The following is a 24,074-nucleotide window of genomic DNA, read 5'->3' as shown; positions in this document are numbered from 1 at the left end:
CATGACCCATAACAACAAGACTCACCGCCATTCGGATCGCCGCCAGTTCTTCCGCGCCTTGAGCGGCCGCCCGCCGCTGCGGCGACCGCCGTGGACCGCCGCTGACCTGACTCAGCGCTGCACCGGCTGCGATGCCTGCATCGACGCCTGCCCGGAAGGCGTGCTGGTGCGCGGCGGCGGCGGCTTCCCCGAGATCCGCTTCGATACCGACGGCTGCTCGCTATGCGGCGACTGCGCTGCGGTGTGCGAGGCGGACGTCTTCGATACCCAACGCCAGGCGTTTGCCTGGCACGCGCGGCTCGAGGCCAACTGCCTGGCGCTGGCGCAGATCCACTGCCAGGCCTGCCAGGACGCCTGCGAGTGGCGCGCCATCCGCTTTCCACCGGCGCTGGGCCGCCCGCCGCAGCCGCATATCGACAGCCAGGCCTGCCGCGGCTGCGGGGCCTGCCTGGCGGTATGCCCCACTGATGCCATCACCCTGGCCGACAACGGCCCAGTGCAACCCGGAGCGCGCCGATGAGCCAAGAGACGCTGCATATCGCCAGCTTTATCGTCCATGTCCGGCCGCCGCGGCTGGCGGAGGTGGCCGCCTGGCTGAATGCCGCCGGCGGCTGCGAGGTCCGCGGCGAGGACGCCGCGGGCAAGCTGGTGGCGGTGGTGGAGAGCTTTAAGGAGAGCCGTGCGCTCGACCTGATCGATGCCGTACAGACACGGCCCGGCGTGCTCGGTGCGGCGCTGGTCTACCACCAGCTGCTCGACCCGGCCAGCGCCGATGAACCGCATGAGGGGGCACAATGAAACTGACACGCCGCGAATTCGTCAAGGCCAATGCGGCCGCTGTGGCCGCCGCCAGCGCGGGGATCGCGATCCCCGCCGGGGCCACCAACCTGATCACCAACGCCGAGCTGACCCGGCTCAACTGGAACAAGGCGCCGTGCCGCTTCTGCGGGGTCGGCTGCAGCGTGATGGTCGCCACCCAGAACGACCGCATCGTCGCCACCCACGGCGATATCCACTCCGAGGTCAACCGCGGGCTGAACTGCGTCAAGGGCTACTTCCTGTCGAAGATCCTCTACGGCGAGGACCGCCTGACCCAGCCGCTGCTGCGCAAGCGCAACGGCGCCTATGCCAAGGACGGCGACTTCGAGCCGGTGTCCTGGGACGAGGCGCTCGACCTGATGGCCGACAAGTTCAAGCAGGCGATCCGCGAGCACGGCCCCGAGAGCGTGGCGATGTTCGGCTCCGGGCAGTGGACGATCTGGGAGGGCTACGCCGCCAGCAAGCTGTTCAAGGCCGGTTTCCGCTCCAACAACATCGACCCCAACGCCCGCCACTGCATGGCCTCGGCGGTGTTCGGCTTCATGCGCAGCTTCGGCTCCGACGAGCCGATGGGCGTCTACGACGATATCGAGCATGCCGACGCCTTCGTGCTGTGGGGCTCGAACATGGCCGAAATGCACCCGGTGCTGTGGACCCGGGTCACCGACCGCCGGCTCTCCTACCCGGACACCCAAGTCGCGGTGCTCTCGACCTACGAGCATCGCAGCTTCGACCTGGCCGACATCCCCATGGTGATGACGCCCAACGCCGACATCGTGATCCTCAACTACATCGCCAACCACATCATCCAGAGCGGCAACGTCGATCGCGACTTCGTCGATAGCCATGTCGGCTTCGCCCGGGGGGTGGACGACATCGGCTACGGCCTGCGCGACGAGCATCCGCTGCAGCAGGCCGCGGCCAACGCCGACGACGCCAACTCCTGGTCGGAGATGAGCTTCGACGAGTTCGCCGACTACGTCGCCGACTACACCCTCGAGCGCGCCGCGCGGGAGTCCGGCGTGTCGGAGAATCGCCTCGAGCAGCTCGCCGAGCTCTACGCCGACCCCGACACCAAGGTCATGACCTTCTGGACCATGGGCGTCAACCAGCACACCCGCGGGGTGTGGGTGAACAACCTGATCTACAACCTGCACCTGCTCACCGGCAAGATCTCCGAGCCCGGCAACAGCCCCTTCTCGCTCACCGGCCAGCCCTCGGCCTGCGGCACCGCCCGCGAGGTGGGCACCTTCGCCCACCGCCTGCCCGCCGACCGCGTGGTCACCAACCCCGAGCATCGCCGCGACGCCGAGGAGATCTGGCTGCTGCCCGAGGGCACCGTTCCCGAGCGGGTCGGCTTTCACGCCGTGGAGCAGAGCCGCAAGCTCAAGGACGGCGAGATCAAGGTCTACTGGACCCAGGTGTGCAACAACATGCACGCCGGCCCCAACACCATGGAGGAGATCCTGCCCGGCTGGCGCAACCCCGAGGCCTTCGTGATCGTCTCGGACATCTATCCCACCGCCTCGGCGCAGTCCGCCGACCTGATCCTGCCGGCTGCCAGCTGGGTCGAGAAGGAGGGCGCCTTCGGCAACTCCGAACGGCGCACCCAGTTCTTCCACCAACTGGTCAACGCCCCCGGCGAGGCGCGCTCCGACCTGTGGCAGACCCTGGCGCTGGCCAAGCGCATCCGCGTCGACGAGGTGTGGCCCGAGGAGCTGCTCGAGGCGGCCCCCGAGCTGCGCGACAAGACACTGTTCGAGCTGCTCTACGCCAACGGTCAGGTCGACCGCTACCCGCTTTCCGACATGGAGGAGGGCTACGCCAACCAGGAGGCCGAGGAGCTGGGGTTCTACGTCCAGAAGGGGCTGTTCGAGGAGTATGCCCGTTTCGGTCGCGGCAAGGGCAAGGACCTCGACGACTTCGACGTCTACCACCAGACCCGTGGCAAGCGCTGGCCGGTGGTGGGCGGCCAGGAGACCCTGTGGCGCTACCGCGAGGGCTACGACCCCTACGTCGAGGAGGGCCGCGGCGTGCAGTTCTACGCCAAGCCCGACGACCGCGCGCTGATCTTCGCGGTGCCCGACGAGCCGGCCCCGGAGCGCCCCGACGACGACTTCCCCTACTGGCTGTGCACCGGACGCGTGCTGGAGCACTGGCACACCGGCTCGATGACCCGCCGGGTGCCGGAGCTTCACCGCGCGGTGCCCGAGGCGCTGCTCTACATGCATCCCGATGACGCCCGCGCCGAGGGCGTGCGACGCGGCAGCGAGGTCAAGGTCACCAGTCGGCGCGGCGAGATCCGCCTGCGGGTCGAGACCCGCGGCCGGGTGCGGCCGCCCCAGGGGCTGGTCTATGTACCGTTCTTCGACGCCAACCGGCTGATCAACAAGCTGGTGTTGGACGCCACCGACCCGATCTCCAAGCAGACCGACTTCAAGAAGTGTGCGGTGCGCCTGGAGCTGCTCAACCTGGCCTGAGGCCGCCAGCAAGGAGAAATGCGATGAAAAGGCTTACCGCTCTATGCCTCTCCGCCACCTTGGCCTGGGCTGGCGTGACACTCGCCGAGGAGCACTATCGGCCCTCGGCGCCGGACGGCCTGCGCCAGGGCGGCACCGTGGCCGAGACCCTGCCGGCGCCACCCATGGCCGGCGAGTCCCGCGAGTCGGGGCGCGAGGTGCTCAACTACCCCGAGCAGCCGCCGGTGGTGCCGCACTCGATCCGCGACTACCAGGTCGACCTGCGCCACAACCAGTGCCTGACCTGCCACAGCCGCGAGAACGCGGTGCGCGCCGGGGCGCCGATGGTCAGCGTCACCCACTTCATGGATCGCCACAAGCAGGTGCTGGCGGCGGTCTCCCCCGACCGCTACTTCTGCACCCAGTGCCACGTGCCCCAGACCGATGCCACGCCGATAGTAGAAAACCGCTTCCAGACCGTCGACCAGGTGCTCGGCGAGATGCTGCGCGAGCAGCAGGGAGGTGAGCCATGAAGCGCTGGCTGGGCCGCTACTGGCGGCTGCTCACCCGCCCCAGCGTGCACTTCAGCCTGGGGTTCCTGACCCTGGGCGGCTTCATCGCCGGGATCATCTTCTGGGGCGGCTTCAACACCGCCATGGAAGCCACCAATACCCAGCAGTTCTGCGTCGCGTGCCACGAGATGGAGCGCAACCCGCTGCGCGAGATGCAGGACACCGTCCACTACACCAACCGCTCCGGGGTCAGGGCGCAGTGTGCCGACTGCCATGTGCCCCACGGCTGGACCCACAAGGTTGCGCGCAAGATGGAGGCCTCCAAGGAGGTGTGGGGCTGGGTGTTCGGTACCATCCGCACCGAGGAGCAGTTCGAGGAGAAACGCCTGGAGCTGGCCCAGCGCGAGTGGGCGCGGCTCGAGGCCAACGACTCGCTGGAGTGCCGCAACTGCCATGAATTCGACTCCATGGACTTCACCGCCCAGAGCAGCCGCGCGGCTCGCGCTCACTCCACCTCATTGGCCAGCGGCGAGGCGACCTGCATCGACTGCCACAAGGGCATCGCCCACGACCTGCCCGCCGGGCATCACGGCGGCTACGAGGCGGCCGCCCTGGAAGCGGGCATTCCCGATGTCGTCTCCTGGGTGACGCACCTGGGCCGCGCCGAGGCGGCCGTGCCCAGTCAACTGACAGCGCCTTAGGCTGCGCTCAAGTCCGCCGCGTAGCGAGAAATATCCCGGCGCCGATGATCAGCACGGCGCCGAGGTAGACCTGCAGCAGCGGCACGTCGCCGAACACCAGGTAGCCGAACAGCGAGGCCCATACGATCTGGGTATAGAGGAACGGCGAGACCAGCGAGGCCGGCGCGCAGCGCATGGCCAGGATCAGCGCCAGCTGGCTGACCGCGCCAAGCAGCCCGACCATCAGGAACGGCGGCAGGTCGCCCAGCGCGATGGGCGTCCAGAACAGCGGCACCACGGCGCTGCTGACCAGGGCGCCGGCCAGCCCGGCGTAGAACAGCGAGGTCAGCGGGTGATCGTGACGGCCGAAGCGCCGCGTGGTCAGCTGGTAGAGCGCGAAGCACAGCGCCATGCCGAACGGCAACAGCGCCGCCGGCTGGGCGCGCCAGTCGACCGGTCCCACGGCGATGATCACGCCGACGAAGCCCACCGCCACCGCCGCCCCCCGTGCCGGGGTGACACGCTCCTTGAGCAGCGGAATCGCCAGCAGGGTGACCAGCAGCGGCGAGCTGAAATTGATCACGTAGACCTGCAGCAGCGGCAGGTCGCGCAGCGCCAGGTAGGCGAAGGTGCTGGCGCCGAACAGCAGCAGGCCGCGTAGCACCTGCCCCAGCAGTGACTCGGTATGCATCAGCGCGCGGCAGCGCGGCCAGCCCAGCCAGGCCAGATAGCCGCCCAGCACCAGCATGTGCCCGGCGTAGCGCGCCCACACCACCTGGATAGGCGAGTAGTCCTGGCCGAGCAGCTTGACGCCGGTATCGAGCAGTACGAACAGCAGCCCGGCGGCGAGCATGAAGCCGATGCCGCGTAGCGGGCGGTCGCCGGGCAGCGGCGCGATGAGGCTGGGGGGTGTCGCCATGGGACTCCCGGTCAAGAGACAAGGCTTTAGCCTAGCAGGCTAACAAAGAATGCGGGACATCTGATGAGCCCAGTCAGGCCAGTGAAGACAACCGCAGCGTGTTGCGAATGTCGCTGCTGTTGGCGGGCATGCCGACGTCGATTCCTGGCACCACCATGAATCGCCTGTGTGGCTCTGGTATGGACGCGGTGGGAACCGCCTTCCGCGCCATAAAGGCCGGTTAGATGGACCTATAACGGAGGCTGTAAGGCCATTGACCGGCCCTCTGTAGCGAGGCCGCTACGGAGGGTTATGTTGCACTGCACAAATTTTACTGCTACTGTGTATGTCATCAGAGCGGGGATCTCCCGTTCGTTTAGAACCCGGAGGTTCTTCAGATGAGCAACTTTAACTTTGACACCAAGCAGTTCGAGACCATGATGTTCGGCCCGGCGCGTGCCTTCGCGGCCCTGTCCGTCGACTTCACCGAGAAGCTGGTTAACGCACAGCTCGAGGCCGCCAAGGCTTATACCGACACCGGCGTGGCGCAGCTGCGCAGCCTGATGGAAGTCAAGGATGCCGAAGGCCTTAAGAGCTACATGGAAGGCCAGCAGAATGTCGCTACGGAATTCACCGAGCGCCTCAAGGCAGACGCCGATAAGGTCGTCGCCCTGCAGCAGGACTTCGCCAAGGACAGCCAGAAGCTGACCGAAGAGAATGTCCAGAAAGCTCAGGAAGTCGTCAAGGAAAGCACCGAGACTGCCACCAAGGCTTTCAAGGAAGCGGTTCCCAAGGCTGCTAAGGCTTCCTGATACGCCTCCCCTACCGGCCTGCGCCGGCTTAAAGTTTCGCTGAAGGCCGCCGATATATAATCAGCGGCCTTTTGTATGCGCGACTGTCGGTGACAAAAGGGGTTTGTCGTGCCTTAGGGATAGAGGTGGGCGAGTAGGCATCGACCGGGCATCCCAGCAGGAAACTCATGCACAGTAGGCCGCAAATACAACAACCGGGATGGCTGACCGGCCTGGCCATCATGGCCGTGGTCGGGCTGGGCTATTTCGCCGGGGCCTGGCTGGGTGTGACCCAGACCATCTCGCCCGACGGCAAGGCCATCATCTGGCCTCCCAATGCCGTGGCGCTGGCGGCACTGTTACTGCTGCCAGTGCACCGCTGGGCGTGGATTATTCCGGCAGTGATGGCCGCGGAGATCATCGCCGACATCCCCGCCTTTCCGTTGTGGGCGGCAGTATCCTTCGGCTTGATCAACCTGTTCGAGGTCTTCCTCGCAGCTTCGCTGATCCGCTGGTTCACCGGTCCACTTTTCAATTTTGACAGCCTCTCCCGCGGAGGTTATTTCGTGCTGTTCGGCCCGCTGTTGGCGGCCGGAACCGCCGCGCTATTCGGAGCCGGGGTGTATCATGGGCTGGCCGGAGAGGGGGGCGAATATCTTGCCCGCTGGCAGATGTGGTGGTTCGGCGATGCCCTGGGACTAGTTCTGCTCACGCCGCTGCTGGTCATCTTCGCTCACCAGTACCAGGTATTGCTCCAGACCTGGACCCGCAAGCGTCTGCTCGAGCTGGGTGCGTTGCTTCTCCTGCTTGGTGTCATGGGCACGGTGCTCATGGTAACGATGGGGGAGAAGGATAGCAGCCATCCGCTGTCGCTGGTGTTGTTGCTACCGCCGGTGCTGTGGGCAGCGGCGCGCTTTGGCGTACCCGGTGCGGTGGCACTGGTGGCGCTGGTGGCTACCACTTCCATTGCCTGGACCGTGCATGGATCCTGGGCGCTACATGACGAGGACCCGGAAGGCGCCATCCTCGCCCTGCAGCAATTTCTTGCGGTCACGGCGACTGTGGGGATCGGCGTCGGCCTTCTGATGGACGAGATCGAGGCCCAGCGCATGCGGCTGCGGTTATTCGAACGCACGATGGAATCCATCTACGATGCGGTCATCATTACCGATGCGCGTCGCCTCGACGACCCTATCATCTGGGTCAACGATACCTTCGAAACCCTGTTCGGATATTCGCGCGACGAGGTTATTGGCCGGAATTGCCGCTTCCTGCAGCACGGCGAAGAGGATCAGGAAGGCGTAAGGGAAGTCCACGACGCCTTACGCTGCAAGCAGCCGGTACAGACCTTGGTGCGCAACTACCGACGCGACGGCCAGCCGCTGTGGATTCAGATGAGTCTGGCCCCGGTATCCGATTCCCATGGCCGGGTTACCCACTTCGTGGGCGTGCAGCATGACCTGACCGAACTCAAGCGCTCGGAAGAAGAACTGGAACGCCGTGTGGCCGAACGAACGGAAGCGCTGCAGAAGGCCAACGCTCGCTTGACCCAGCAGGCCGCTACCGACTGGCTCACCGGCGCGGCCAATCGACGCCAGTTGATGAGACAAGCCAGGCGGGAACTTGCCCGTGCGCAGCGCAACGGCACGCCCCTGTCACTCTTGTGCCTGGATCTCGATCACTTCAAGACGGTCAACGACGTCCATGGGCACCAGGTCGGAGACCAGGTGCTCAAGCAGGTGGCCTCCACCATGGAAGAGAATCTGAGGCCCTCCGACCTGCTGGCTCGGGTGGGAGGTGAGGAATTCCAGATCCTGCTCCCGGATACCGATATCGAGCAGGCGGGCGAGATCGCCGAGCGTATCCGCTCGACCCTTTATGATCTGGAGATCAGGCTGAACGACAAAGTGCTGAAAATCACCGTCAGCGTGGGCTGCGCCCAGATCGGCCGGGACGGCGAGGACATCGATTCGCTCATGCGTATTGGGGATAAACGCCTCTACGAGGCCAAGGCATTGGGGCGAAATCGATGGGTGACCGGATGAGGGTCTCAGTCGTCACCAGGCCTCTTGGTCGGTCTGATCAGAGCTTAGCGCTGGGTGCGAATTTCGGGGACCACATCAGTCCAAAGCGGTGGCTTAGGACGGCGACGCGAGAGTCCGCTCATGGCCGAATTGAGACGGCTAGGCGGCGCTAGTGTAAAGGTCTGATATCGCCCTAAGCGGTCATTTACAGCACCTCACCTAGCCATGAACATGGGTGCTGACTTGCTGTGCCTCTCTGCCCTCTGATGGAGCGACTGATGCTGATCGCGAATCCCAACGCAAAATACGAGCCCTATCCTGATGATCTGAAAAGCATCATGAGTATCCAGAAGGCTAATGAGAGCCGAGCCTGGCTTGCGGGCTGGTCGCAGCTGAACAGTAATGCAACTCCCCTCTATTCTCTGCCCGGCCTAGCGGCCAAGTTGGGTGTGGCAGAGATCCTGTTGAAGGATGAATCTAAGCGCTCTGCCTTAGGCAGCTTCAAGGCCCTTGGGGCACCTATTGCTCTCGTGCGTCTGATTCTTCGCCAATTCCCGGAGCATTGCTTCGATGCGCGAGACCTACTGGCAGGCGAACACAGCTCGGCATTGGCGGGTTTTACCGTGGTAAGTGCGACCGACGGCAACCATGGTCGCGCCTTGGCGGCGGCTGCCCGCAGCGTCGGCTGCCGCTGCATCATTGTGCTGCATGCCAATGTCAGCACCGAGCGAGAAGCGCCCATCGCCGCCAATGGCGCAGAGATCGTGCGGATTAGTGGCAATTATGATGCGTCGGTGGAGACAGCCGCCGAGCTTGCAGAGAAAAACGGCTGGCTGGTGGTTTCCGATACTTCCTATGAGGGCTACGAGGAAATCCCGCGGGATGTCATGCAGGGGTACAGCACTATCGCTGCCGAGATCATGGAGGTAGAGGGGCTGCAACATCGCGCTGGGCCTGCATTTACCCACGTCTTTCTGCAGGGAGGGGTTGGTGGATTTGCGGCAGGCATCGCCAGCTATCTCTGGGAGCTCCATGGTGCGCAGCGCCCGACCATTGTTGTGGTCGAGCCGGAGCAGGCCGATTGCCTGTATCAGAGTGCCAGTGCCGGCAAGGCCGCTAGGGCCACCGGCTCCGTGGATTCGGTCATGGCAGGGCTCGCCTGCGGTGAAACATCGCGGCTGGCCTGGAAATTTCTGCAGCCGTGCGTGGATTTCTTCATGACGATCCACGATGACGAAGCTGTCACCGCCATGCGTGCGCTGGCAGGCGGTAGCGAGCAGGATGTGCCGGTCGTCTCAGGCGAGTCCGGGGCAGCAGGATTAGCGGGACTTTCTCGGTTGGCCAGCGACTCTATGCAGGTCGGGCTGAACGCTGAATCGCGCATCCTGTTGATCAATACTGAAGGCGACACCGCACCGGGGGTGTACCGCGAGCTGGTGGGTGAGAGTGGGGCCACAGTACTGGCTCGCCAGGCGAACTGGTTAAAGCTCAACGCTCAATAAGTGCTCGCCAGGCATCGACGCATTCACGGGGTGTCATTTCCGCCAGCGATCCCAGGGCGGGCAGGGCGACATCGCCTCGAACAGATACTCCATGAAGGCGCGCATCTTGGGGGGTCTGAGTTGGCGCTCGCGCGTCAGTACGTAGAGCTCGCGGTGGCCGGGCATCACTTCGCCGCGCCATGACTCGAGCAGTGCCACTAGGCTGCCCTGGGCCAGTTCTTCGGCGATCAGCCAGGTGGGGAACATCACCAGCCCCTGGCCAAGCAGGGCCGCCCTCACCAGGCTCTCGGCGTCGTTGCTGGCCAGGCTGCCGTCGACCTCGTAGGCGACTTCCTTCGGCGCTTCGCCGTGCTGAAAATACCAGCGCTGGCGGCCCAGCTCGCCCTGGTAGGTCAGGCAGTCGTGTTCGCTGAGGTCCTCGGGGGTTTGCGGCGCGCCCTGTCGTGCCAGGTAGTCAGGGGAGGCGGCGACGATGTAGTTCATCGGCGCCAGCCTGACTCGGTCAGGATGACGGCCCGGGTGTGGCGGTAGAACAGCGGCTGTCCCAACGACTCCTCCAACCCGCGAATCTGTCGCGACACCGACGATACCGCGCGGTGGAAGTGGTGCGCGGCGGCGGTGAAGCTGCCGGTTGCGGCGACACGTTCGAACACGCGCAAGGCGTTGATCCCGGGGTCACAGGTGCAGTGGAACGCCTTGACCGACATGACCGATGCGCTGGTGCTGGCGCGGCAGATGGAGTGGGCGGCGACCACGCCGGGCGCGGCCAATCAGGCCTTTAACACCGTCAACGGCGACGTCTTCCGCTGGCGCCGCATGTGGCGCGAGATCGGCGACTACTTTGGCCTCGAGGTGGCGGAGTGCCCGGAGACGCCGCAGCCGCTGGAGACGCAGATGGCCGATGCGGCAGCGGCCTGGCGCGAGCTGGCCCGCAAGCACGACCTGGTCGAGCCGGACGTCGGCAAGCTGGCGTCCTGGTGGCACACCGATGCCGACCTGGGCCGCGATCAGGAGTGCGTCAACGACACCACCAAGTCCCGCGACTTCGGCTTCGACCATTTCCGTGAGACACGCGGCGCCTCTTGCGACCTGTTCGATCGCCTGCGCGCCGAGAAGCTCATCCCCTGACAGGCATCGGTGCTCGGCGTAACGCCTCGTGATCTCCAGCGCCACTACCTGATTTAACGCGGTGCCATGCGAATCGCCCCATCCAGGCGAATGGTCTCGCCGTTGAGCATAGAGTTGTCGACGATATGGCAGGCCAGGCGCGCGAACTCATGTGGCTCGCCGAGGCGGCTGGGGAAGGGGATGGACGCGGCCAGCGACTGCTGGGCATCTTCCGGCAGCGACTCCATCAGCGGGGTCTTGAACAGCCCCGGGGCGATCGTCATCACACGGATGCCGTGGCGGGCCATTTCGCGGGCTATAGGAAGGGTCATGGCGACGATACCGCCCTTGGAGGCCGCGTAGGCCGGCTGGCCGATCTGTCCATCGAAGGCGGCCACCGAGGCGGTGTTGATGATCACCCCGCGCTCGCCGTCGGCCTGGGGCTCGCCCTTGGCAATGGCCGCGGCGGCTAGGCGCAGCATGTTGAAGCTGCCCAGCAGGTTGATATTGACGATGCGCGAGAAGGCCTCGAGAGGCAGCGGCTCGCCGTCGCGGTTGACCACCTTGGCGGGTTCGCCGACCCCGGCGCAGTTAATCAGCCCATGCAGGCCGCCGAAGTTCGCCACTGCCAGATCCACTGCAGCTTGGGCATCAGCCTCGCTGGTGACGTCGGTACGCTGGAAGCGCACGCGCTCATCCGTGCCCTGGGCATTCAGCTCGGCGGCCAGCGCCTCGCCGCGTTCGGCGTTGAGGTCGGCGATTACGACCTTGCCGCCGGCGCCGTGCAGGGCGCACACCGTGGCTTCACCGAGGCCCGAGGCTCCGCCGCTGACGATAAAGGTGTTGTCCTGAAACTTCATCAATATCTCCTTCGCTGTATTTATAGGTTGGCTCCGACAAGCCGAAGCTATCGGCGACTTCTCTGATAGTCGTGTTGGTGAGCCGGTGCTTGGTTCCGAGCATCTAGCGCTCGTGGAGTAGCTACAGGGCGCTGCGAGGCTGCGTAGGTGCTCCGCGTCGTCAGCGCCAGGTTTAGGTCGTGGAGAACTATATCCACGGTGGCGATATACAGCAGGTGTGACAGGTTGGCATGGCGATGGCTCTTGATATGCCAGTTGCTGAGCCAGCTGTGCTCTTCGATGGTCTCGCAGTGCAGCAGGTCCGGGGGCGGCAAGTGGCGGGTCTCGGCATAGCGCATGAACATCGGCACGGTGTCGTGGCTTCGGTCAGGCATGCGGAGATCCTTCCATGACGTCGACTAACGTCTAGTCAATATATGCAGTTTGTCCTGCTTTATGGATAAACAGTGCCTTAAATCGCGGTTGCTATCACCGAACAATACCACTATCGAATCCAGCGACTAAGACGACGCGATAGAGGCACTGGTCATGAAGATTCAGGTGGTGATCATCGGCAACGGCCTCACCCCATCGCCGAGAATTACCTCGGTCTACCTAAGCGTTGCTCGAGAGTTTGTCTCTGCCGAGATACTGCCAGACTCCACCGAAGAAAAATTAGCATGTCCATCAAAACATACTTATGCTAGGAACAGGTTCTGTGTCTGCAATGGAGGTAGCGCATGGCGACTCGAATCACGACGTCCCGCCGGGCGGATGGCATCACGCTGCTGAAGATCAGCGGCCCCGAACGACGCAACATCCTGGATGAGGCGAACTACGCGCAGTTGATCGAGGCGCTTGCCGCTGCCGAGGCAGACGACGAGGTCAAGGTCCTGATCATCACCGGCAGTGAGAACTGCTTTACCGCAGGCAACGACCTGGCCAACTACAAGGCGTTGGCGGAGGCGACGGAAGTGCCGGCCATCACCTTCCTGCGCCGTCTGCACGCCTTTCCCAAACCGGTCATCGCCGCCGCGGAGGGCCTCGCCCTGGGGCTTGGCTCATCGATCCTGATGCACTGCGATTTCGCCTACGCGGGAAGCTCGACCACCTTCTACCTGCCCTTCGTCAATTTTGCCCTGACGCCACTGGGGGCCACCACCTACCTGCTGCCCAAGCTGGCCGGCAACAAGGCGGCCAGCGATATGCTCATGCTGGGCAATACTTTTTCCGCTGCCCGCGCCTGTGAGCTGGGCTTGCTGACCGATACCACCCCGGATGGGATGGCGCTGGAGCAGGCGTTCTCCTGTGCCAGCCGCCTGATCGCCAAGTCCTTCGATGCGCTGCTGGCCACCAAGGCGCTGCTAAGGGCAGGCGACGCCGAGGCGATCAGCCACGCCTTCGATCGCGAAGAACAGCAGCTGCTGGAACGCTGTCGCTCGCCCGAGGCTCAGGCGGCGATCGATGGCTTCTTCAACAGGCTTCACGGATAGCGCCCGGTCAGGCGGTTCTCCACCAGCACCTCGAGGATGGCGTTGGCCTGCAACATGATGTCGGAGGGGTGCTCGCCCTTGCAGCGGCTGCAGATCACCGGCGAGGTGATGGTGCGGTCGTCGAGATAGACGAACACGATACCGTCGCGTTGCACGCGCTTGACCTGCTCCGGCACCAGGGTGATGCCGATTTCCGAGGCCACCAGGCTCAGGGCGGTCTGCAGCTCGTTGGCTTCCTGGGCGACGCTGACCTTGAGCCCCTGGCGGCGGAATAGCCCCAGGGTGATGTCGGCCAGGCTGGGGCGCGGCTTGGCCGGAAACAGCACCAGCGGGAGTCGGCGAGCTGGGCCAGGGTCGGGCGGGTATGGGCCAGCGGATGATCGGCGGGCAGCGCCACCATCAGCGGCTCGTCGAGCAGCACCTCCTGCTCCACGTCTGGGTCGTCGATGCGCAGCCGCCCTAAGCCGATGTCGATGCGCCCGGCCTTGAGCGCCTGGATCTGCTGCACGGTGGTTAGCTCGGCGAGGGTCAGCTCGATATCATCCTTTTGTCGTAAATCAGGCACCAATAGCGGCAGCTGGCCGTAGAACACCGAGGGCACGAAGCCGCTGCCGATGGCCAACTCGATTCCCGGCGCGCTGATGTTTGCCGCGGTGATTCCGGTGGTGGGCCTGGAAGCGGCGCTGGGGGCGACCCTGATCGCCGGGGCCATCTCGCTGGTGGCGGGCCTGACCGGGGTGATGGGGATCGTGATGCGGCTGATCCCGATGCCCATCGTGATGGGCATGGTGGCCGGGATGCTGTTGAGCTTCGGCCTCAATATGGTCAAGCCGCTGGAAAACGCCATCGTGCCGGCGACGATCATGATCCTGGCATTCTTCGTCTCGGCGCGACTGTTCCGCAAGGTACCGCCGCTGGTGGTGGCCATGCTCGCCGGCATCGGCTATCTGATCGCCACCGGCGTAGATCTCTCCGGCATCGAGGCCACGGTGCGCTTCCCCGAATTCATCGTGCCCGAGTTCACCCTGGGCGCCTTCCTGGCCTACGGTCTGCCCCTGGCGATCATCCTGGTGGGCATGGAAACCCCGGCCGGGGTTGGTCTGGTCAAGGGCATGGGCTACAAGCAGGTGCCGGCCAACGGCATCACCGCGGTGGGCGGCGTCGGCACCATGGTCTCGGCCTTCTTCAACCTGCACAGCACCTGTATCGCCGCGCCGATGACCGGCATCTGCTCCTCGCCGGAGGCCGGCGAGCACGACAAGCGCTGGGTGGCGGCGGTGATCGCCGGGGCCATCTTCGTGGTCGCGGCCCCCTTCTACGGCTATGTGGTGAGCCTGCTCGAGGCGACGCCCAACTACTTCATCACCATCATCGCCGGCCTGGCGCTGATGCGGGTGATCACCTCGTCGATGGCCATCGCCTTCTCCGGCAAGAAGCATGAGATGGGGGCGCTGTTCGCCTTCCTGATCGCCGCCTCGGGGATCCAGATCCTCGAGATCGGCGCCACCTTCTGGGCGCTGGTGCTGGGGGTGCTCGTCTCGATGATCTTCGAGACCCAGGACTTCGAGTTCGCCAAGGGCAAACCGGCGGCGGCGTAACCCGGCGCCCCTAGCCCACTAGCCTCCTCCTCCTTGGCCCTTGCTCGGTTCGCCGCTGCGGGCTTTTTTTCTGTCATCTTGCGCCATGCGGACGTTGCTCACCGTTGGGAATTCCGCCAATGTCAGGTCATTGGCGCTGGATGCCGCCTGTAACCTCAGTGTGAGCGTGGCCCCCATGTCTGATCGAGAGACTCCCGAGTACTCGGCGTGGAATCCCGGCCTCGAAGCCGACTTGCCCAGGCGCTACCAGCCCCTGGAAACCATTCATCGTCCCGAGAACGTCTTTTCTCTTCTGGCCGAGATTCCCGAGCTGAAAGCCCTTACCGGCCTCGAGGAGGAAGAGCTGATCGCGTTTCGTGCCGAGCGCCTGGTGCTGCATGAGCTTATCGTGCGAGTGACCGCCGACGTCCTCGTGGCCGAAGGGGAAGAGGAGGCGCTGCTGGGACGAGAGTTTCGCCGCATGACGCGCAAGATCCTGCACGATTATCTCGCTCCCCAGCTTCCGGCATTGCAGCAGGCGTTCGAGAGGCTGTTCGGGGTGATAGAGAACCGAGTGGGGGAGATCCTGGCAACGGCCTTTGCCCCCGAGTCGGTGGAACCCGATCCAGCGCCTGTTTCTTTCCTGGCCAGATGGCTGGGCAAGCATCCTGACCCGCCACGACAGGTGGAGCGCCGTACCCTGGAGGAGCGGCACCACGGTGCGATTCAAAGCATCAAGCAGCAGGGCTTGGCCGCCCGAGACGAGCAGGAGCAGGCCATCTACAAGAGTGCCTATCGAGTGCTGAGCTCGATTGCCTCCACCCAGGGCCATATCGGGTTGGATCGCCAGGTGCTGGCGAGGTTGATCACACGCCACGCCTGCAACGACTACGGCAGCCGCATGCTCGGCCGCCTGTTGGCACCCCACGTCGAGCGAGCCATCGAGCATGAAGGCTATGGCCGGGTTCCGCTTGCCGACGAGCCGATCCTGATCAGTCTCAAGGGGGCCTCGGCGTCTGGCAAGAGCTCCCTGCGGCATCTGCTGAGACATACCCGGCAGGACCTGGGCATTCCGCCTGGGCAGTACGGGACTATCACCCCTGACATCTGGCGTCGCCTGCTGATCGACTATGAGGCGTTGGGCGAGGCCTACAAGTATGCTGGGCGCCTGGCGGGCAAGGAGGTCAAGCTGATCGATGCCAAGCTGGACCGCTATATCCGCGACAAGGCACGGCGAGACCGCACCATTCCCAATCTGCTGATCGACCGCTTTCGCTTCGACAGCTTTTCGTCGGAAACGGTGCCGCGGCTGCTGGACGCCACCTATGCGAAGTACGTCTCCACCATGCATATGTACTTCATCATCACTCCACCGGAGGCCACGGTGGAGCGGGGCTGGCTGCGGGGGTTGGAGCGGGGGCGCTACAAGGCGGTATCGGACTTTCTCGGGCACTGCGTGGAGACCTACGACGGCATGCCCAGGATGTTCTTCAAGTGGTTGGACAGCCCGCAGCCGCGATTCAAGTACGTTTTTTTCGACAACAGTGGGCCTAAGCATTCGCCACCGGCGGTCATCGCCCACGGCACCCAGGATACGCTGCATATTCTCGACCCCCTGGGCCTGGTCAATCTCGAGCGCTTCAAGAAGATCAATACCGCGGCGACATGCCCGCAAGAGGTGTATCCCGCTGCCGATACCCTGGCGGCTGCCAGCAACTGCACCTTCCTCAAGCAGTGCCTCGCCAAGGTGCCTGACGTATGCTTCGTCGATGCGGCCACCGCAAAGGTGTATCTGCGCGCCACCTCGGGGCGTTTTGCCGTGGAGGACGGCTCGCTGCTCTGCGCCAAGCGGGTTGACCCTGAGTTGGCGGAGGTGTTTGCCGTGCTGGGAGTGCCAGAGGGCGAATGAGGGCTCATCTGTCGGCAGCACCGGTGGGCGTAGCCAGACTCTCGACCAGCGCGATCAGGTTGTGCAGCGCCGGTGAGTCGTTGTCCGGGCGCCAGGCGAACCACAGCGGCATGCTGCAGGCGTCGAGCTCCGGCAGGCGCAGGAAGCGAATGCCCGGCATCGGGTGGCAGCTGCTGGCGGCGGGCAGGATGGCGATGCCCAGCCCAGCCGCCACCATGCTCAGGATGGCGATATTGTCGGCGCCGTACTGCACCACGCGGGGGTGGAAGTCGAGGCGCTGGAAGTGGGCCTGCATGCGGTCGAAGTAGATCGGGGAAGCGCTGCGAAAGCCCCATACGAAGTCGGCGCCGGCCAGCTCGGCGAGGCGCTGTGGCGGGGTCTGGGCCCAGGCGGAGCGCTCGGGCACGGCGAGCAGCAGATGGTCATTCTGCAGTTGGCGGGCCTCGAGCCCCGGGTAGCCGGTCTCGTCGAGGTAGAGCACGCCGGCATCCAGGCTGCCTTCTCGCAGCCGCTCAAGCTGCGGGCCCGAGAGCAGCGGGAAGACCTCGAAGGCGACCTGCGGATAGCGGTCGCGATAGCGGCTCAGCAGGCCCGCGACGTCCGGCACCCAGAGGTGGGTCACCGTCACCCCCAGGCTGACCTTGCCGGTCAGGCCGCTGCCCAGCGCCGTCAGGCGCGCGCGGATCTGGGTGCGCGCATCGAGCAACTGCTGGGCCTCTTCAAACAGCGCCTTGCCCGCTACCGTCAGCCGCATGCCGCGGGCGTGGCGGTCGAACAGCCGCGTGTCGAGGTCTTCTTCCAGCAGCCGGATCTGGCGAGTGAGGGCCGGCTGGGCAATATGCACGCGCCGGCTGGCGGCGGAGATGGAGCCGGTCTCGACCACGGCGACGAAATAGCTGAGCTGGCGGAATTCCATGGATTGAGCAATGCTCTAACGGTATAGGTAATATCTATTATCGGTATTTTTGCTATGGCGTCCATGGGCGGATAGTGTAGGTACTGACATCGCGACAGCGGGAGAGTCCGGTTCGTGAACCACGTACCGGCGCCGAAGGAGCAACTGCCCCGGAAACTCTCAGGCCACCGGACCGCCGTCGCGTCACCAATTCCGAAGAGCGGCCGGCGACAGCGTCCGTCGGCACACCGAAGGAGCAAGCGGGCATCGGCGACGATGCGTTGCGAATCTCTCAGGTTCCATGACGGAAGGGGTCCTCGCCAGCCAATGGCAGCGGGGTCAACCCGACGCGTCTGGAGAACGACGATGCAACGTATTGCCGTTATCGGCGGGGGCATCACCGGTGTCACCACCGCCTATGCCCTGCTCAAGCGTGGCCTGGACGTCACGCTCTACGAACGCCACCGCTATGCGGCCATGGAGACCTCTTTCGCCAACGGCGGCCAGCTGTCGGCCTCCAACGCCGAGGTCTGGAATCACTGGCCCACGGTGCTCAAGGGGCTACGCTGGATGCTGCGCGCCGATGCGCCGCTGCTGGTCAATCCCAAGCCCGCCTGGCACAAGCTGAGCTGGTTCGCCGAGTTCATGGCCGCCATTCCCCGCTATGCCGACAACACCACCGAGACCACGCGCCTGGCGATCGCCGCCCGCGACCACCTCTACCAGTGGGCAAGGGAGGAGGGCATCGACTTCGATCTGGAGCGGCGCGGCGTCACGACACGCTACGGGCATGACGTGTGCGACCTGGAGGCCGATGGCAGCGGCGCCTGGGTGACCACCGCAGAAGGGCGTGAAGCCTACGATGGCGTGGTGGTCTGCGCCGGCGTCGGGAGTCGCGGGATGGCGGCCAAGCTCGGCGACCGCCTCAACGTCTACCCGGTCAAGGGTTACTCGATCACCGTGCATCTCGACGAGGCCGCCTCTCAGCAAGCGGCGCCGATGATCAGCCTGCTCGACGACGAGGCCAAGCTGGTCACCAGTCGCCTCGGCAAGGATCGCTTCCGCATCGCCGGCACCGCCGAGTTCAACGGCTTCAATCGCGATATCCGTGACGATCGCATCCGTCCGCTGATCGACTGGGTCGAGCAGTGCTTCCCGGGCGTCAGTACCCGACGGGTGGTGCCCTGGGCGGGGCTGCGTCCAATGCTGCCCAACATGCTGCCGCGGGTGGGAAGAGGGCGACTGCCCAGCGTCTTCTACAACACCGGTCACGGCCACCTGGGCTGGACCCTGTCGGCGATCACTGCCGAGATGGTGGCCGACTCGGTAACGATGGCGCGCCCCGCTGACGCTCGGCTCAGCCCGGCCCGCTAGGCGCTCCTCTCTTCACGCTGCAGCCTACACCCTCCACTTTGCTTTATGGGTTCTTCCCCTCCCATCGGCTCCCGGCGCACGCGTCGGGAGCCTTTTCCATGGGGCATGCCCATGCCGTAACAGTATGGCTGATATCTAAAAGCCATATTTTTGCTATCGAAAGGCGTGCGCCATAGTCAAGGCACAACCCATAACAAGACTCGCCATCGGCGAGCTGGACGACTGCCATGACCAAGACCTACCACCTGCTGACGGGGCTGCACTTCGCGCTGTGCACCCTGGCCATGATCTGGCCGGGGGCCCTGATCGCCAATCGCATCGAGCCCACCGTCATGGGCCTGCCGTTTCTGTTCTTCTGGTACATCCTGTGGATGCTGGTGCTGTTCATCGGCATGTGGCTGGCCTACGTGATTCGTCACGGAGGTGGCCGCCATGAATGATTCGCTGATCGTCGTCGGTATCACCCTGACCTATCTCGCCCTGGTGCTGTGGGTGGGGCTGCGCGCCCGGGGGCAGCAGAGTTCGAGCCTCGAGGGCTACGTGGCCGGCGGGCGCCACGTCGGCGTGGTGATCCTGTTCTTCATCCTCGGCGCCGAGATCTTCTCCGCCTTCGCCTTCCTGGGGGCGCCGGGCTGGAGCTATCAGCACGGCGCGCCGGCCTTCTACATCCTCGCCTACCTGTCGCTGGTGCCGATCACCATCTGGGCCATGGGCCCGCGGGTCGCCGAGTTGGGGCGCCAGAAGGGCTACCTGACCCAGGGCGACATGATCGCCGACCACTACCAGAGCAAAGCGTTGGGCATCCTGGCCGGGGTGATCGGCGTGCTGGCCCTGGTGCCCTACCTGACCATCCAGATCGCCGGTGCCGGGCTGCTGTTCCAGGCCGCCACCGATGGACTGATTCCCTTCTGGCTGGGGGCGCTGCTGGCCTTCGTGGTGGTCGCTGCCTACGTGTTCTGCAGCGGCCTCAACGGCATCGGCTGGACCAACCTGGTGCAGGGCATCATGATGATCGCCATCGCCTGGTTCCTCGGCCTGTCGATCTCCGAGCGCCTCTACGGCGGGGTCGGCGAGATGTTCAGCCAGATCCAACTGACCATGCCCGAGTACCTGACCATGCCCGGGGCCACTGGCATGAACTGGGGCTACTTCAGCACCGCGGTGCTGGTCAGCGCCTTCGGTGGGGCCATGTGGCCGCACCTGTTCATGAAGTTCTACTCCGCCGACAGCGGCAAGACCCTGCGCAAGGTCAGCGTCTTCTATCCGCTCTACGCCTACCTGCTGGTGCCGCTGCTGTTCATCGGTTTCGCCGGGGTGCTGGTGTTTGCCGACGACCCGCTGGTGCGTGCCGATACCGTGCTGCTGCGCATGGTCATGGACGTCGCCAACTTCTCGCCCTGGGTGATCGGCCTGATGCTCTCCGGCGCGCTGGCGGCGGCCATGTCCACCGGCGCCAACCTGGCGCATACCGCCGCCATCGTGCTGGTCCGCGACGTGGTCGGCCCCACGCTGATGAAGGGCGCCAGCGAGAAGGCCTCGGTGAGCGTGACGCGCTGGAGCGTGCTCGGCCTGTCGCTGATCGCCTACCTGTTCGCGCTGGCCAACCCCGCCTCGCTGGTACTGCTGCTGCTCGGCGCCTACGGCCTGATCGTGCAGCTGTTCCCGATGGTGCTCGGCGCGCTGTTCCTGCCGCGGCTACGTCGTGCCAGCGTCATGGCCGGCGCACTGGTCGGCAGCCTGGCTTACCTGCTGATGGAGTTTGCCTGGAGCTCGCCGCTGGGCTGGCACGCCGGTGTCTGGGGGATGCTCCTCAACGTCGGCGTGGTGGCGGCCTGGCAGGGATTGGTCAAGCCGGCCCTGGCGGCACCGACGCCTCAAGAAACCCACTGAGCAGCTGGAGATCAGCATGACCACCCAGACCGAGCGATTCGATTTCAAGGACGCCATCAGCGCCCAGGTAGAGGCGGCATTCAGCGATATCCAGTCGCTCTACCGCCAGCTGCATCAGACCCCCGAGCTGCCCTTCCAGGAGCACAACACCAGCGCGCGACTCGCCGAGGCCCTGGAGGGGCTCGGTTACGCGGTGACCCGCGGCGTGGGCGGCACCGGCGTGGTGGCCCTGCTGCGCAACGGCGAGGGGCCCACGGTGATGCTGCGCGGCGACATGGACGCCCTGCCGATCAAGGAAGCCACTGGTCTCGACTTCGCCAGCCGCGAGATCGGCGTCGCCGAGGATGGCAATGAGGTACCGCTGATGCACGCCTGCGGCCATGACCTGCACAGCAGCTGTGTGGTCGGTGCCGCCAGCGTGATGGCCGCGCTGCGCGAGCACTGGCAAGGCACCCTGATGCTGATCTGCCAGCCCGCCGAGGAGATCTTCGGCGGTGCCCAGGCGATGCTCGACGATGGCCTCTACGCACGCTTCCCGCGGCCGGACGTGATCCTCGGCCAGCACAATATGCCGGCCCTGGCGGGCAGCGTGGGGCATAGACCCGGCGGCACCATGGCCGCCTGCAGCAACCTGGCGGTGACGATTCACGGTGCCGGCGGCCACGGCTCGATGCCCGCCCAGACGGTGGACCCGGTGGTGATCGCCGCCCACGTGGTGACCCGCCTGCAGAGCATCGTCTCCCGCGAGGTGCCGCCGGAGGAGACCGTGGTGGTCACCGTTGGCAAGCTGCACGCCGGTACTCAGGCCAACATCATCCCGCATTCGGCCGAGCTCGAGATCAACGTGCGTAGCTTCGACGATGCCCTGCACCGCCAGGTGGTGGCGTCCATCGAGCGCATCGTGCGCGCCGAGTGCGAGGCGGGCCGCTCACTGACGCCGCCCGACATCCGGGTGCTCAACCAGACCATCGCCCTGCACAACGACCCCACTGCGGTTGAGCATGTGCGCCGGGCACACGCCGAGCACTTTGGTACAGCCAGCCTCTATGACATGCCGCGGCTCAACGGCAGTGAGGACTTCCCGCTGTTCGGCAACGCCGCTGCCGGCGGCTTCGGCGGCGAGGATATCCCCTACGTCTACTGGTTTATCGGCGCCACGCCGGCGGAGCGCTGGGAAGCGACGCCGGGTAAGAGCGTATCGGGGAAGATGCGTCATCTGGAGATGCCGCATTCGCCGTACTATTTTCCCGGCAACGACGTGACCCTGCGCACTGGCATCGAGGCCATGGCAGCGGGGGCGCTGGCCTACCTGGGCTAAGCGTCACACGGCCAGAAACGCCAACGGGCCACCCTCGAGGTGGCCCGTTGGCGTTGTTGCCAGGCAGTGTCAGAGCACGCCCTTGGCCTTGGCGGTGTGCGTGGCGATGGCGTCCATCAATGGCGGCGACAGGCAGTCGTAGGGCTCGAGGCCCAGCTGCTTGAGGCGGCCGCGCACGTCGTCCATGGTGTCCGGGTGGGTGCCCCCCTCGATGATCGAGGAGACGAAGGCGGCGAACTCCGGGCCGGCCCAGCCGCTGTCGTTGGAGAGCTCGGTGTGGATGAAGTCCAGGCCGTGGAAGGGGTGGTCGGTGTTCTCGATGCGCCCGTACATGTGCACGCCGCAGCCCTTGCAGGCGTGGCGCTGGATCGCCGCCGTGGCATCGACCACCTCGAGCTTGTCCTCGTTGGCGGTGACGCTGAGGCTGTCGCGGGGCACCACCGCGACCATCGAAAAGGTCGCGCCGTTGGGCTTCCAGCACTTGGTGCAGCCGCACACGTGGTTGTGGGCGCACTGCGCCTTGACCGTCACCTCGACCTTGTTGCTGTCGCAGCGGCAGTGCAGGGTGCCGCCATTAAAGGCATCGCTGCCGGCCTTTACCCCGCCGTCTACCGCTGGATGGATCTTGGTATTGCTGGTAGGTGGGGCCTGGGTCGCCGCCGCGGCGCTGGGCGCAGCCTTGGCCTCAGGGCGATGGCTGCTGGCGGCGGGCGTGGCGCTCTGGCCGCCGAACCAGCGTTTCAGGGTATCCATCAGGCTCATAGGCTTGCGCTCCGGGTTCAGGCTCATTCGTGTCAGCATGGCAGTTCACCTCTTGTGGTCTTGTTGTTGGTACCTCGTGGCCCTTATTCAGGCGCGTCTTAAAAGTGCAAAACAGTACGAATGCTCTTGCCGGCATGCAGCAGCTCGAAGGCCTCGTTGATCTGCTCGAACGGCATGTCGTGGGTGACGAACTCGTCGATCTTCAGCTCGCCGTTCATGTAGCGATCCACGTAGCCCGGCAGCTCCGTGCGACCCTTGACCCCGCCGAACGCCGAGCCCTTCCAGACCCGCCCGGTAACCAGCTGGAACGGCCGCGTGGCGATCTCCTCGCCGGCCCCCGCCACGCCGATGATGATCGATTCGCCCCAGCCCTTGTGGCAGCACTCCAGCGCCGAGCGCATCACGTTGACGTTGCCGATGCACTCGAAGGAGTAGTCGACGCCGCCGTCGGTGAGGTCGACGATCACCTGCTGGATCGGGTCCGAGTAGTCCTTGGGATTGACGAACTCGGTGGCGCCGAACTGCTCGGCCAGCGTGAACTTGTCGGGATTGACGTCGATGGCGATGATGCGGCTGGCCTTGGCCATCTGCGCGCCCTGGATCACCGCCAGGCCGATGGCGCCCAGGCCGAACACCGCGACGGTGGCGCCCGGCTCGACCTTGGCGGTGTTGAGCACCGCGCCGATGCCGGTGGTCACGCCGCAGCCGAGCAGGCAGATCTTGTCCAGCGGCGCCTGCTTGGAGACCTTGGCCAGCGACACCTCGGGCAGCACGGTGTACTCCGAGAAGGTCGAGCAGCCCATGTAGTGGTGCAGCATCTTGCCGTCCAGCGAGAAGCGGCTGGTGCCGTCGGGCATCAGCCCCTTGCCCTGGGTGGCGCGCACGCTGCCGCACAGGTTGGTCTTGCCCGAGAGGCAGAACTTGCACTTGCCGCACTCGGCGGTATAGAGCGGAATGACGTGGTCGCCGACGGCCAGCGAGGTGACGCCTTCGCCGACCTCCTCGACGACGCCGGCACCCTCGTGGCCGAGCACCGCCGGGAAGTTGCCCTCGGGGTCGGCGCCGGACAGGGTGTAGGCGTCGGTGTGGCAGACGCTGGTGGCCTTGATGCGCACCAGCACTTCGCCGGCCTTGGGTCCTTCGACGTCGACCTCGGTGACCTCCAGCGGCTTGCCGGCTTCAAGTGCGACTGCGGCGCGTGACTTCATTGGCAGACTCCTGTTGT

20 protein-coding genes, 5 pseudogenes and 1 riboswitch are annotated in these 24,074 nt (G+C 65.2%); of the genes and pseudogenes, 17 read left to right on the top strand and 8 right to left on the bottom strand.

Annotated elements, in window-relative coordinates; all coding sequences use genetic code 11:
* Position 1: 1 nt before the first annotated feature.
* Genes BWR19_16840 through BWR19_16820 form a run of 5 tightly spaced genes read left to right on the top strand, consistent with a single transcriptional unit; the run spans position 2 to position 4,491 of the window.
* Positions 2–520, top strand: a complete 519-nt coding sequence (locus tag BWR19_16840) for a ferredoxin-type protein NapF (GenBank protein APX94466.1) — start codon at positions 2–4, stop codon at positions 518–520.
* On the top strand, positions 517–798 hold the full coding sequence (locus BWR19_16835; protein APX94465.1) for a hypothetical protein: 282 nt from the start codon (positions 517–519) through the stop codon (positions 796–798). The genes BWR19_16840 and BWR19_16835 overlap by 4 nt, the downstream gene beginning before the upstream one ends.
* On the top strand, positions 795–3,299 hold the full coding sequence (locus tag BWR19_16830) for a nitrate reductase catalytic subunit (protein APX94464.1): 2,505 nt from the start codon (positions 795–797) through the stop codon (positions 3,297–3,299). The genes BWR19_16835 and BWR19_16830 overlap by 4 nt, the downstream gene beginning before the upstream one ends.
* Positions 3,300–3,322: 23 nt before the next feature.
* Positions 3,323–3,811: a cytochrome C gene (locus tag BWR19_16825; GenBank protein ID APX94463.1), complete on the top strand. Its 489-nt coding sequence runs from the start codon at positions 3,323–3,325 to the stop codon at positions 3,809–3,811.
* On the top strand, positions 3,808–4,491 hold the full coding sequence (locus tag BWR19_16820) for a cytochrome C (protein ID APX94462.1): 684 nt from the start codon (positions 3,808–3,810) through the stop codon (positions 4,489–4,491). The genes BWR19_16825 and BWR19_16820 overlap by 4 nt, the downstream gene beginning before the upstream one ends.
* A gap of 7 nt (positions 4,492–4,498) precedes the next feature.
* Here BWR19_16820 and BWR19_16815 read toward each other — a convergent pair whose 3' ends face one another.
* Entirely contained in the window at positions 4,499–5,389 is an 891-nt protein-coding gene (locus tag BWR19_16815) for an S-adenosylmethionine uptake transporter (GenBank protein APX94461.1), read from the bottom strand.
* 71 nt (positions 5,390–5,460) lie between these two features.
* On the opposite strand from BWR19_16815, the pseudogene BWR19_16810 reads away from it, so the two are divergent.
* The 4 genes and pseudogenes from BWR19_16810 (at position 5,461) to BWR19_16795 (ending at position 9,685) form a co-directional block, all read left to right on the top strand.
* A pseudogene (locus BWR19_16810) lies at positions 5,461–5,610 on the top strand (hypothetical protein).
* 156 nt (positions 5,611–5,766) lie between these two features.
* Positions 5,767–6,180, top strand: a complete 414-nt coding sequence (locus BWR19_16805; protein APX94460.1) for a phasin family protein — start codon at positions 5,767–5,769, stop codon at positions 6,178–6,180.
* A 167-nt stretch (positions 6,181–6,347) separates the two neighbouring features.
* Positions 6,348–8,204, top strand: a complete 1,857-nt coding sequence (locus BWR19_16800; protein APX94459.1) for a PAS domain S-box protein — start codon at positions 6,348–6,350, stop codon at positions 8,202–8,204.
* A gap of 257 nt (positions 8,205–8,461) precedes the next feature.
* Positions 8,462–9,685, top strand: coding sequence for a diaminopropionate ammonia-lyase (locus BWR19_16795; GenBank protein APX94458.1), 1,224 nt, complete (start codon positions 8,462–8,464; stop codon positions 9,683–9,685).
* 33 nt (positions 9,686–9,718) lie between these two features.
* Here the strand turns inward: BWR19_16795 and BWR19_16790 are convergent.
* Positions 9,719–10,392 (bottom strand): annotated as a pseudogene (locus tag BWR19_16790) (hypothetical protein).
* Here BWR19_16790 and BWR19_16785 point away from each other — a divergent pair.
* Positions 10,328–10,813, top strand: a pseudogene (locus tag BWR19_16785) (NAD-dependent dehydratase). The pseudogenes BWR19_16790 and BWR19_16785 sit on opposite strands and share 65 nt — an antisense overlap.
* 53 nt (positions 10,814–10,866) lie before the next feature.
* On the opposite strand, the gene BWR19_16780 reads toward BWR19_16785, so the two are convergent.
* Together BWR19_16780 and BWR19_16775 are read right to left on the bottom strand one after the other, a co-directional pair.
* On the bottom strand, positions 10,867–11,652 hold the full coding sequence (locus BWR19_16780; GenBank protein ID APX94457.1) for a 3-hydroxyacyl-CoA dehydrogenase: 786 nt from the start codon (positions 11,650–11,652) through the stop codon (positions 10,867–10,869).
* Between the two features lie 47 nt (positions 11,653–11,699).
* Positions 11,700–12,026 (bottom strand): hypothetical protein, encoded by a 327-nt coding sequence (locus tag BWR19_16775; protein APX94456.1) that lies wholly within the window; start codon positions 12,024–12,026, stop codon positions 11,700–11,702.
* 345 nt (positions 12,027–12,371) lie between these two features.
* Between BWR19_16775 and BWR19_16770 the strand changes: the two genes are divergently transcribed.
* On the top strand, positions 12,372–13,124 hold the full coding sequence (locus tag BWR19_16770; GenBank protein APX94455.1) for a hypothetical protein: 753 nt from the start codon (positions 12,372–12,374) through the stop codon (positions 13,122–13,124).
* Here BWR19_16770 and BWR19_16765 read toward each other — a convergent pair.
* A pseudogene (locus tag BWR19_16765) lies at positions 13,115–13,737 on the bottom strand (LysR family transcriptional regulator). The gene BWR19_16770 and the pseudogene BWR19_16765 overlap by 10 nt on opposite strands.
* On the opposite strand from BWR19_16765, the pseudogene BWR19_16760 reads away from it, so the two are divergent.
* Positions 13,730–14,722 (top strand): annotated as a pseudogene (locus BWR19_16760) (benzoate transporter). The pseudogenes BWR19_16765 and BWR19_16760 overlap by 8 nt on opposite strands.
* A 175-nt stretch (positions 14,723–14,897) precedes the next feature.
* Positions 14,898–16,610 (top strand): hypothetical protein, encoded by a 1,713-nt coding sequence (locus tag BWR19_16755; protein APX94454.1) that lies wholly within the window; start codon positions 14,898–14,900, stop codon positions 16,608–16,610.
* Positions 16,611–16,614: 4 nt separating this feature from the next.
* Here BWR19_16755 and BWR19_16750 read toward each other — a convergent pair whose 3' ends face one another.
* Positions 16,615–17,526 carry a LysR family transcriptional regulator gene (locus tag BWR19_16750; protein APX94453.1) on the bottom strand — a complete coding sequence of 304 codons (912 nt, stop codon included), beginning with the start codon at positions 17,524–17,526 and terminating at the stop codon, positions 16,615–16,617.
* An 88-nt stretch (positions 17,527–17,614) separates the two neighbouring features.
* A riboswitch (glycine riboswitch) is annotated at positions 17,615–17,711 on the top strand.
* Between the two features lie 160 nt (positions 17,712–17,871).
* Between BWR19_16750 and BWR19_16745 the strand changes: the two genes are divergently transcribed.
* The 4 genes from BWR19_16745 (at position 17,872) to BWR19_16730 (ending at position 22,087) form a co-directional block, all read left to right on the top strand.
* Entirely contained in the window at positions 17,872–18,879 is a 1,008-nt protein-coding gene (locus BWR19_16745; GenBank protein APX94452.1) for a D-amino acid dehydrogenase, read from the top strand.
* A gap of 227 nt (positions 18,880–19,106) precedes the next feature.
* Entirely contained in the window at positions 19,107–19,319 is a 213-nt protein-coding gene (locus BWR19_16740; protein ID APX94451.1) for a hypothetical protein, read from the top strand.
* Entirely contained in the window at positions 19,312–20,769 is a 1,458-nt protein-coding gene (locus BWR19_16735; GenBank protein ID APX94450.1) for a sodium:solute symporter, read from the top strand. Before BWR19_16740 ends, BWR19_16735 begins: the two co-directional genes overlap by 8 nt.
* A 16-nt stretch (positions 20,770–20,785) precedes the next feature.
* Positions 20,786–22,087 carry a peptidase M20 gene (locus BWR19_16730; GenBank protein APX94449.1) on the top strand — a complete coding sequence of 434 codons (1,302 nt, stop codon included), beginning with the start codon at positions 20,786–20,788 and terminating at the stop codon, positions 22,085–22,087.
* A 69-nt stretch (positions 22,088–22,156) separates the two neighbouring features.
* Here BWR19_16730 and BWR19_16725 read toward each other — a convergent pair whose 3' ends face one another.
* Both BWR19_16725 and BWR19_16720 read right to left on the bottom strand, forming a co-directional pair.
* On the bottom strand, positions 22,157–22,711 hold the full coding sequence (locus BWR19_16725) for an S-(hydroxymethyl)glutathione synthase (GenBank protein ID APX95081.1): 555 nt from the start codon (positions 22,709–22,711) through the stop codon (positions 22,157–22,159).
* Positions 22,712–22,947: 236 nt separating this feature from the next.
* Positions 22,948–24,057, bottom strand: a complete 1,110-nt coding sequence (locus BWR19_16720) for an S-(hydroxymethyl)glutathione dehydrogenase/class III alcohol dehydrogenase (protein ID APX94448.1) — start codon at positions 24,055–24,057, stop codon at positions 22,948–22,950.
* Between the last annotated feature and the right edge of the window lie 17 nt (positions 24,058–24,074).

Source organism: Halomonas sp. 1513 (assembly GCA_001971685.1).
Taxonomy (GTDB): domain Bacteria; phylum Pseudomonadota; class Gammaproteobacteria; order Pseudomonadales; family Halomonadaceae; genus Franzmannia.
The sequence above is the reverse complement of the archived record's forward strand: the minus strand, read 5'-3'. Positions and strand labels throughout refer to the sequence as shown.

Coding starts and splice junctions, on each gene's coding strand:
- BWR19_16840 (APX94466.1), top strand. CDS start 2: ATGACCCATAACAACAAGACTCACCGCCATTCGGATCGCCGCCAGTTC.
- BWR19_16835 (APX94465.1), top strand. CDS start 517: ATGAGCCAAGAGACGCTGCATATCGCCAGCTTTATCGTCCATGTCCGG.
- BWR19_16830 (APX94464.1), top strand. CDS start 795: ATGAAACTGACACGCCGCGAATTCGTCAAGGCCAATGCGGCCGCTGTG.
- BWR19_16825 (APX94463.1), top strand. CDS start 3,323: ATGAAAAGGCTTACCGCTCTATGCCTCTCCGCCACCTTGGCCTGGGCT.
- BWR19_16820 (APX94462.1), top strand. CDS start 3,808: ATGAAGCGCTGGCTGGGCCGCTACTGGCGGCTGCTCACCCGCCCCAGC.
- BWR19_16815 (APX94461.1), bottom strand. CDS start 5,389: ATGGCGACACCCCCCAGCCTCATCGCGCCGCTGCCCGGCGACCGCCCG.
- BWR19_16805 (APX94460.1), top strand. CDS start 5,767: ATGAGCAACTTTAACTTTGACACCAAGCAGTTCGAGACCATGATGTTC.
- BWR19_16800 (APX94459.1), top strand. CDS start 6,348: ATGCACAGTAGGCCGCAAATACAACAACCGGGATGGCTGACCGGCCTG.
- BWR19_16795 (APX94458.1), top strand. CDS start 8,462: ATGCTGATCGCGAATCCCAACGCAAAATACGAGCCCTATCCTGATGAT.
- BWR19_16780 (APX94457.1), bottom strand. CDS start 11,652: ATGAAGTTTCAGGACAACACCTTTATCGTCAGCGGCGGAGCCTCGGGC.
- BWR19_16775 (APX94456.1), bottom strand. CDS start 12,026: ATGCCTGACCGAAGCCACGACACCGTGCCGATGTTCATGCGCTATGCC.
- BWR19_16770 (APX94455.1), top strand. CDS start 12,372: ATGGCGACTCGAATCACGACGTCCCGCCGGGCGGATGGCATCACGCTG.
- BWR19_16755 (APX94454.1), top strand. CDS start 14,898: ATGTCTGATCGAGAGACTCCCGAGTACTCGGCGTGGAATCCCGGCCTC.
- BWR19_16750 (APX94453.1), bottom strand. CDS start 17,526: ATGGAATTCCGCCAGCTCAGCTATTTCGTCGCCGTGGTCGAGACCGGC.
- BWR19_16745 (APX94452.1), top strand. CDS start 17,872: ATGCAACGTATTGCCGTTATCGGCGGGGGCATCACCGGTGTCACCACC.
- BWR19_16740 (APX94451.1), top strand. CDS start 19,107: ATGACCAAGACCTACCACCTGCTGACGGGGCTGCACTTCGCGCTGTGC.
- BWR19_16735 (APX94450.1), top strand. CDS start 19,312: ATGAATGATTCGCTGATCGTCGTCGGTATCACCCTGACCTATCTCGCC.
- BWR19_16730 (APX94449.1), top strand. CDS start 20,786: ATGACCACCCAGACCGAGCGATTCGATTTCAAGGACGCCATCAGCGCC.
- BWR19_16720 (APX94448.1), bottom strand. CDS start 24,057: ATGAAGTCACGCGCCGCAGTCGCACTTGAAGCCGGCAAGCCGCTGGAG.